This window comes from Clostridium cylindrosporum DSM 605, from assembly GCF_001047375.1.
In the GTDB taxonomy this organism is placed as follows: Bacteria; Bacillota; Clostridia; order Clostridiales; family Caloramatoraceae; genus Clostridium_AB; species Clostridium_AB cylindrosporum.
Genome location: NZ_LFVU01000001.1, coordinates 142050 through 148164, shown reverse-complemented (window position 1 = coordinate 148164; position 6115 = coordinate 142050). Strand labels below are relative to the sequence as shown.

Here is a 6115-nt window from a genome sequence, read left to right as displayed (position 1 = left end):
GCAACTGACTTGTAATCAGTAGGTCGTGGGTTCAAATCCTATTGCCGGCTCCATAATTCCATAATGAGGAGTAGTTCCCGAGTGGCCAAAGGGGGCAGACTGTAAATCTGTTGTCAGCGACTTCGGTGGTTCGAATCCACCCTGCTCCACCAAAGACTCAAGTTTAACTTGAGTCTTTTCCTTTTGTCTTGAATTTAGGTAATATGTGAGAATTTTTTACCAATTTAGATGAACTTTTTTCATTTAAACAAAGTTATTGACATAATTAAAAGTGTTGTGATAGAATCGGATAGTAAACATTAAGAGAGAATATGGTTTTAGCTTATCAAGAGAGGTGGAGGGACTGGCCCTATGAAACCCGGCAACCGGTAGCATAGCTACATCAGGTGCCAATTCCTGCAGAGTTTTATAACTTTGGTAGATGAGGAGATTAGAATTTTCAAGTCCTTCCTTGTCGGAGGGGCTTTTTTTAATATTGTGCCTCTTAGATAAAGCCATATTACAAATGAAAATTTTTAATTTAGAGGAGGATTTATTATGGCAAGATTACTATTTACTTCTGAGTCAGTTACAGAAGGACATCCAGATAAAATGTGTGACCAAATTTCAGACGCAATACTTGATGCGATTCTAGAAAAGGATCCAATGGCAAGAGTTGCATGTGAAACTGCAACAACAACAGGAATGGTTATGGTTATGGGAGAAATCTCAACATCATGTTATGTAGACATTCCAAAGGTAGTTAGAGAAACTGTTAAAGGTATAGGATATACTAGAGCTAAGTTTGGTTTTGATGCTGAAACATGTTCAGTTTTAACAGCTATAAATGAACAATCAGCTGACATAGCTATGGGAGTTGACAAGGCTCTTGAAGCTAAGGAAGGTGAAATGGAAGAAGACATAGACTCTGTAGGGGCAGGGGACCAAGGTATGATGTTTGGTTTTGCTTGTAGAGAAACAGAAGAAATGATGCCACTTCCAATAGCTACTGCTCATAAGCTAGCTAGAAGACTTACTGAAGTTAGAAAAAATGGAACATTAGGATACCTAAGACCAGATGGTAAGACGCAAGTTACTGTAGAATATGATGGAGAAACTCCAGTTAGAATAGATACTATAGTTATATCAACTCAACATGGTCCAGAAGTTTCAAGAGAACAAATTGAAAAAGACCTAATTGAAAATGTTATTAAGACAACAGTTCCAGCTAATCTACTTGATGAAAACACTAGATACTTTATCAACCCAACAGGAAGATTCGTTATTGGTGGGCCTCAAGGAGATGCAGGACTTACAGGAAGAAAGATAATCGTTGATACTTATGGTGGATACGGAAGACACGGTGGAGGAGCTTTCTCAGGAAAGGATTCTACTAAGGTTGACCGTTCAGCTGCATATGCTGCAAGATGGGTTGCAAAGAACCTAGTTGCTGCAGATATCGCTGATAAGATAGAAGTTCAAGTTGCATACGCTATAGGTGTTGCAAAGCCAGTTTCAATAAGAGTTGAAACATTTGGAACAGCTAAGATGTCAGATGACAAGATAGTTTCAATTGTAGAAAATGTATTTGATTTAAGACCAGGTGCTATTATAAAGAACCTAGAACTTAGAAGACCAATCTACAAGCAAACTGCTGCATATGGACACTTCGGAAGAAACGACCTTGACCTTCCATGGGAAAGACTGGATAAGGTTGAAGCAATTAAAGAAGCTGCTAAAAACCTATAATATTAATAACAAAGGGCTATCTAAGAAATTAGATAGCCTTTTTAAATTTTTTTGCAACCTTTTTATATGTTTTACGTGTAATCAAAGATAGGGATATTTTTATAGCAAAGGGTGAAAGTTAAGGTTATATAAAGAAAGGATGAAGAACTTGGATAGATACAAGAAATTGATTTCAAACACAGCTATTTTCGGAATTGGGACATTTAGTTCTAAAGTGCTTGTTTTTCTACTTATGCCTTTATATACAAGGGTTTTGAGTAATTCAGATTATGGTATTGTTGACCTTTTGGTCCAAACCTCTAATTTACTTATACCTATTGTCTCAGTGGGAATAACAGGTGCTGTTATTCGTTTTGGTTTAGATAAAAGTATAGATAAAAAGGATGTCTTTTCTATAGGTCTCTTTACTATATTTGCTGGATTTTGTGTATTTTTATTACTTGAGCCTATTTTATCAAAATTAAATTATATATCTGAGCATACAAGGGTTATTTACATATTTGTTCTAACTTCTTCACTGCGTTCCCTTTGTTCTCAGTTTGTTAGAGCCAAACAATATGTTAAGCTTTATGCATTTGACGGAGTTTTAAGTACAATAACTACAATAATATACAATATATTATTTTTAGTCACTTTTAGATTAGGTATACTTGGATATGTTATGGCTATAATATTTTCTGATATAACATCGGTGATATTCCTATTTGTATCAGCAAGACTTCATAGATATATTCATATAAAAGGAATTAAGTTATCAACTGCAAATGTAATGTATAGATACGCTATTCCTCTTATACCAACAACAATTTTTTGGTGGATTACTAATGTGTCTGATAGATATTTAGTTTCCTATATGATTGGGAGTAAAGCTAATGGATTGTATGCTGTTTCTTATAAAATACCAAGTGTAATAGTTTTAGTCTCAGGCATTTTTATGGATGCTTGGCAAATGTCTGCTATTAGTGAAGATGACTCAGCTGATAGAGAAAAGTTTTTTACTAAGGTATTTGGTGCATATCAAGCTATAATTTTTATATCTGCATCTATGTTAGTTCTGCTTTCAAAGTTTATAACAAAGATTTTAGTTTCTAGTTCATTTTATCCATCATGGAGGTATATACCCTTTTTAGTCATGGCTACAATATTTTCATGTTTCGTAACTTTTTTGGGAAGTATTTATATGGTTGAAAAGAAGAGTAGTTTATCCCTTGTTACAATGGTAGTAGGAGCAGTTATAAATGTAATATTAAACCTACTTTTTATACCTAAAATAGGAGTGAATGGTGCTGCTTTAGCTACTTTAATAAGTTATTTAGTAGTGTTTATTTTAAGAGTAATTAATACTAAAAAATACATTAAAATTAAATGGAATACATGGAGAATAGTCCTAAATATTACTGTCATTTTTATACAAAGTATAGTAATGATATCAGAGATAAGTTATTGGATCTTTTATGAAATTCTACTTTTAGGAGTCATAATCTTATTTAATATGAATGATATCCTAGTAAGTATAAGAAAATTAATTTTTAATAAGTAATTAAAATCTAGCAACCTTTTTTAAGATTAATACGTGTAATAATTAAGAGAAGAAGAGAGGTGGAACTTTGAATGAGACAAAACTTATAAAACTTGCTCAGACTGGGGAAAAAGAAGCTTTTGAAGAATTGATAAAATTCTATTACCCTTATATTTCAAAGTTTCTCTTAAAACTCTCAGGTGATATACAGCTTAGTGAAGATTTAACTCAAGATACTTTTATTAAATTAATTCGTAGTATTGAAAAGTTTGACTTATATGGGAAGGCTAAATTTTCTACCTATGTTATGACTATTGCTAGAAACACATATATTGATTACTTGAGAAAAAATAAGCATATCCTTGTGAGGCTAGATGATGGATTTGAATTAATTTCAGATATCAATATAGAAAAAAATGTTCTTAATAATATTGAAGTAGAAGAATTAATGGCTATAATTGATAGTTTAAAGCCACAGCAGAGAGAGGCAATAAAGTTTAAGTATTTGGAGAACCTTACATTAAATGAAATAGCAGAGAGATTAGGATGTGAGACTAAAACGATAAAAAGTCGTATTCACAATGGCATGGTAAAACTTAGAGGACTTATAAAGTTAAAGGGGGGATATTATGAGTGATAAAAATTTAGATAACTTAATTATTAATCTAAATGATGAAATAGAGAGAAAGTGTTTTGAAATAAAACAAAAAAGAAAAGAAAGAGCACTAAAGTTATTCTTTATGATTAGCTGTGTAATGTTTATAACTGTACCATTTCTATTAACATTAGTAGGGATAAATATCATAACTCTTAGTATTCCTATACTACTATTCTTAAGTTTATCTTTATTTATACTTTCGCCTATAATACTAAATAATGATTTAGGAGGAATAGTTGAATGAAAAAAATTGATGAAATTATTCAAAGGATTAACTTTAAAAAGATAGTATGTATATACATTGTTCTAGGTATATGTGCAGGAATATTATCCCTTGGGTTTTTAGTATATAAGTTTAGAGAAAAAATTACTTTCCTATATAACTATAATAATATAAGTGAAAAAATAGAGGAAAATAATCAAGGAATCTCGAGCGTTAAATCAGATTTGAAAAAGCTTGCAGATAACTCATCAGATATAGTAGATATTATAATATTGAATAACCAAAATGATATAAAATTTAGTGCTAAAAATTCTACAATAGCAAAGGATAATAAGTTAGAATTACAAAACATTTCAGATAAAGAAAATAGATTTTTAATAATAAAATCTAATCCAGATATATACTTTAAACTTGTTAATGATGAAAGTTTGATTTTATCTAAAGTTTTACCTGGGGAAGAAGATAAAATTAAGAAAAAATACGAAGATGATTATTTTTATGAAAATAATTTTGTAGGTAAAAAGGTCTATTTATTAAGTTATGTTACAGATAGAGCCTCTGGAGACAAGATTTACTTTATTAATGATATTAAGCCTGTAGCAAATGGAGAATTATATATAAAATCAGTTGCGGCTATTATAATACTTTTCTTTATGATATATTGGGTACTTATAGCACTGTGGGTGTATGGTAATGCTACTAAGTCAAAGTTAAATAGTACTCTTTGGGGAGTTTTAACTCTATTTACTAATATAGCAGGATTATTTGTTTATTTAATTTATAAGCAGAATAATAAAATATGCTTTAGGTGTTACGCTCTTCAAGGTAAGGGAAATGTTTATTGTACTTGCTGTGGAGCAAAAATTAGTGAAACATGTAAAAAATGTAGCACAGTAGTAAGTTTAAGTGATAATTTCTGTAAAAAATGTGGAAGTGAACTTGAAGAATAAGATTTAATTATATTAATATTGAAAGGATAACTATTATGTTTATTATTAATGTAGCTCTTCATTTTGATAAATATATACCTGTCCTTATAGATAATTATGGACCTTCTATATACCTAATATTATTCTTAATAATATTTTGTGAAACTGGGTTTGTTATAACTCCTTTTTTACCTGGAGATTCAATTATATTCGCCTGTGGGGCCCTAGGGGCTTCCTCAGGTATGAATATACTAAGTCTTAGCTTACTACTTACTATGGCAGCTATTTTAGGTGATGGAATAAATTATATAGTAGGTAAAAGTATAGGTAGAAAAATTATAAAATTCAATACTCCAATAATAAAAGCAAAATATATTAGAGAGGCACAAAAATTTTATGATAAGTATGGTAGTAAGGCGATATTTTTATCAAGGTTTGTACCGATTGTAAGGACCTTTGCTCCTTTTGTTGCGGGGGTAGGAAAAATGGAATATAGAAAATTTGGGATATATAATGTACTGGGTGGAATTGTTTGGGTTAACCTTTTTCTTATAGGAGGATTTATATTTGGTAATTTTCAAATAGTAAAGGATAACTTTTCAATTGTACTAATGGTAATTATTATAATTTCTGTTGTTCCAATATTCTATGAGATTATAAAACATAAAATGGAATCAAATATAAAATTAAAAGATAAAAAGGTAAATTATTAAGTTAAATGCTTTATAATATATATAAAAAGTTTATGGAGGATTTATATGTTTGAAAAGTTTAATTTACCAGAAAGTTTATGTTTTATAAGTGTTATAGGGACAATTGTTTTTAAAATGATAATGTTTAGAAAGCTAAAGATGAAAACTTCAACTAATAATGGAAGAGAATATATAGCAAATAAAGGTGGAATGAAAATACTTTCATTTGATTTAGGAATTTTCTTATCTGTAATTGCGCTTGTTTTAGTAACTACACTAAAGTTTAACTTAGGTGTAGTTATTATTATGCAGTTAGCTATATGGGCATTTTTAATAATTGTTGAGAAAAAGATATAATCCTATATA

General features: G+C 30.1%; 7 protein-coding genes, 1 tRNA gene and 1 riboswitch. All 8 genes read left to right on the top strand.

Annotated features, from left to right (window positions below):
• Positions 1–67 precede the first annotated feature (67 nt).
• The 8 genes from CLCY_RS00640 to CLCY_RS00605 all read left to right on the top strand — a co-directional run bounded on the left by CLCY_RS00640 (position 68) and on the right by CLCY_RS00605 (position 6106).
• A tRNA-Tyr gene (locus tag CLCY_RS00640) sits at positions 68–152 on the top strand.
• 167 nt (positions 153–319) lie between these two features.
• Positions 320–428: riboswitch (SAM riboswitch) on the top strand.
• 109 nt (positions 429–537) lie between these two features.
• Positions 538–1728: a methionine adenosyltransferase gene (gene metK / locus CLCY_RS00635; protein WP_048569203.1), complete on the top strand. Its 1191-nt coding sequence runs from the start codon at positions 538–540 to the stop codon at positions 1726–1728.
• A 148-nt stretch (positions 1729–1876) separates the two neighbouring features.
• Positions 1877–3268, top strand: coding sequence for a lipopolysaccharide biosynthesis protein (locus CLCY_RS00630; protein WP_048569202.1), 1392 nt, complete (start codon positions 1877–1879; stop codon positions 3266–3268).
• A gap of 67 nt (positions 3269–3335) precedes the next feature.
• Positions 3336–3884: an RNA polymerase sigma factor gene (locus tag CLCY_RS00625; protein ID WP_048569201.1), complete on the top strand. Its 549-nt coding sequence runs from the start codon at positions 3336–3338 to the stop codon at positions 3882–3884.
• Entirely contained in the window at positions 3877–4149 is a 273-nt protein-coding gene (locus tag CLCY_RS00620) for a hypothetical protein (RefSeq protein WP_048569200.1), read from the top strand. The genes CLCY_RS00625 and CLCY_RS00620 overlap by 8 nt, the downstream gene beginning before the upstream one ends.
• Positions 4146–5078 (top strand): zinc ribbon domain-containing protein, encoded by a 933-nt coding sequence (locus CLCY_RS00615; RefSeq protein ID WP_048569199.1) that lies wholly within the window; start codon positions 4146–4148, stop codon positions 5076–5078. Before CLCY_RS00620 ends, CLCY_RS00615 begins: the two co-directional genes overlap by 4 nt.
• A gap of 35 nt (positions 5079–5113) precedes the next feature.
• Complete coding sequence (locus CLCY_RS00610) at positions 5114–5770, top strand: VTT domain-containing protein (protein ID WP_048569198.1); 657 nt, start codon at positions 5114–5116, stop codon at positions 5768–5770.
• Between the two features lie 45 nt (positions 5771–5815).
• A complete protein-coding gene (locus CLCY_RS00605; protein ID WP_048569197.1) occupies positions 5816–6106 on the top strand; it encodes a hypothetical protein in 291 nt (96 codons plus the stop codon).
• The last annotated feature ends 9 nt before the right edge of the window (positions 6107–6115 follow it).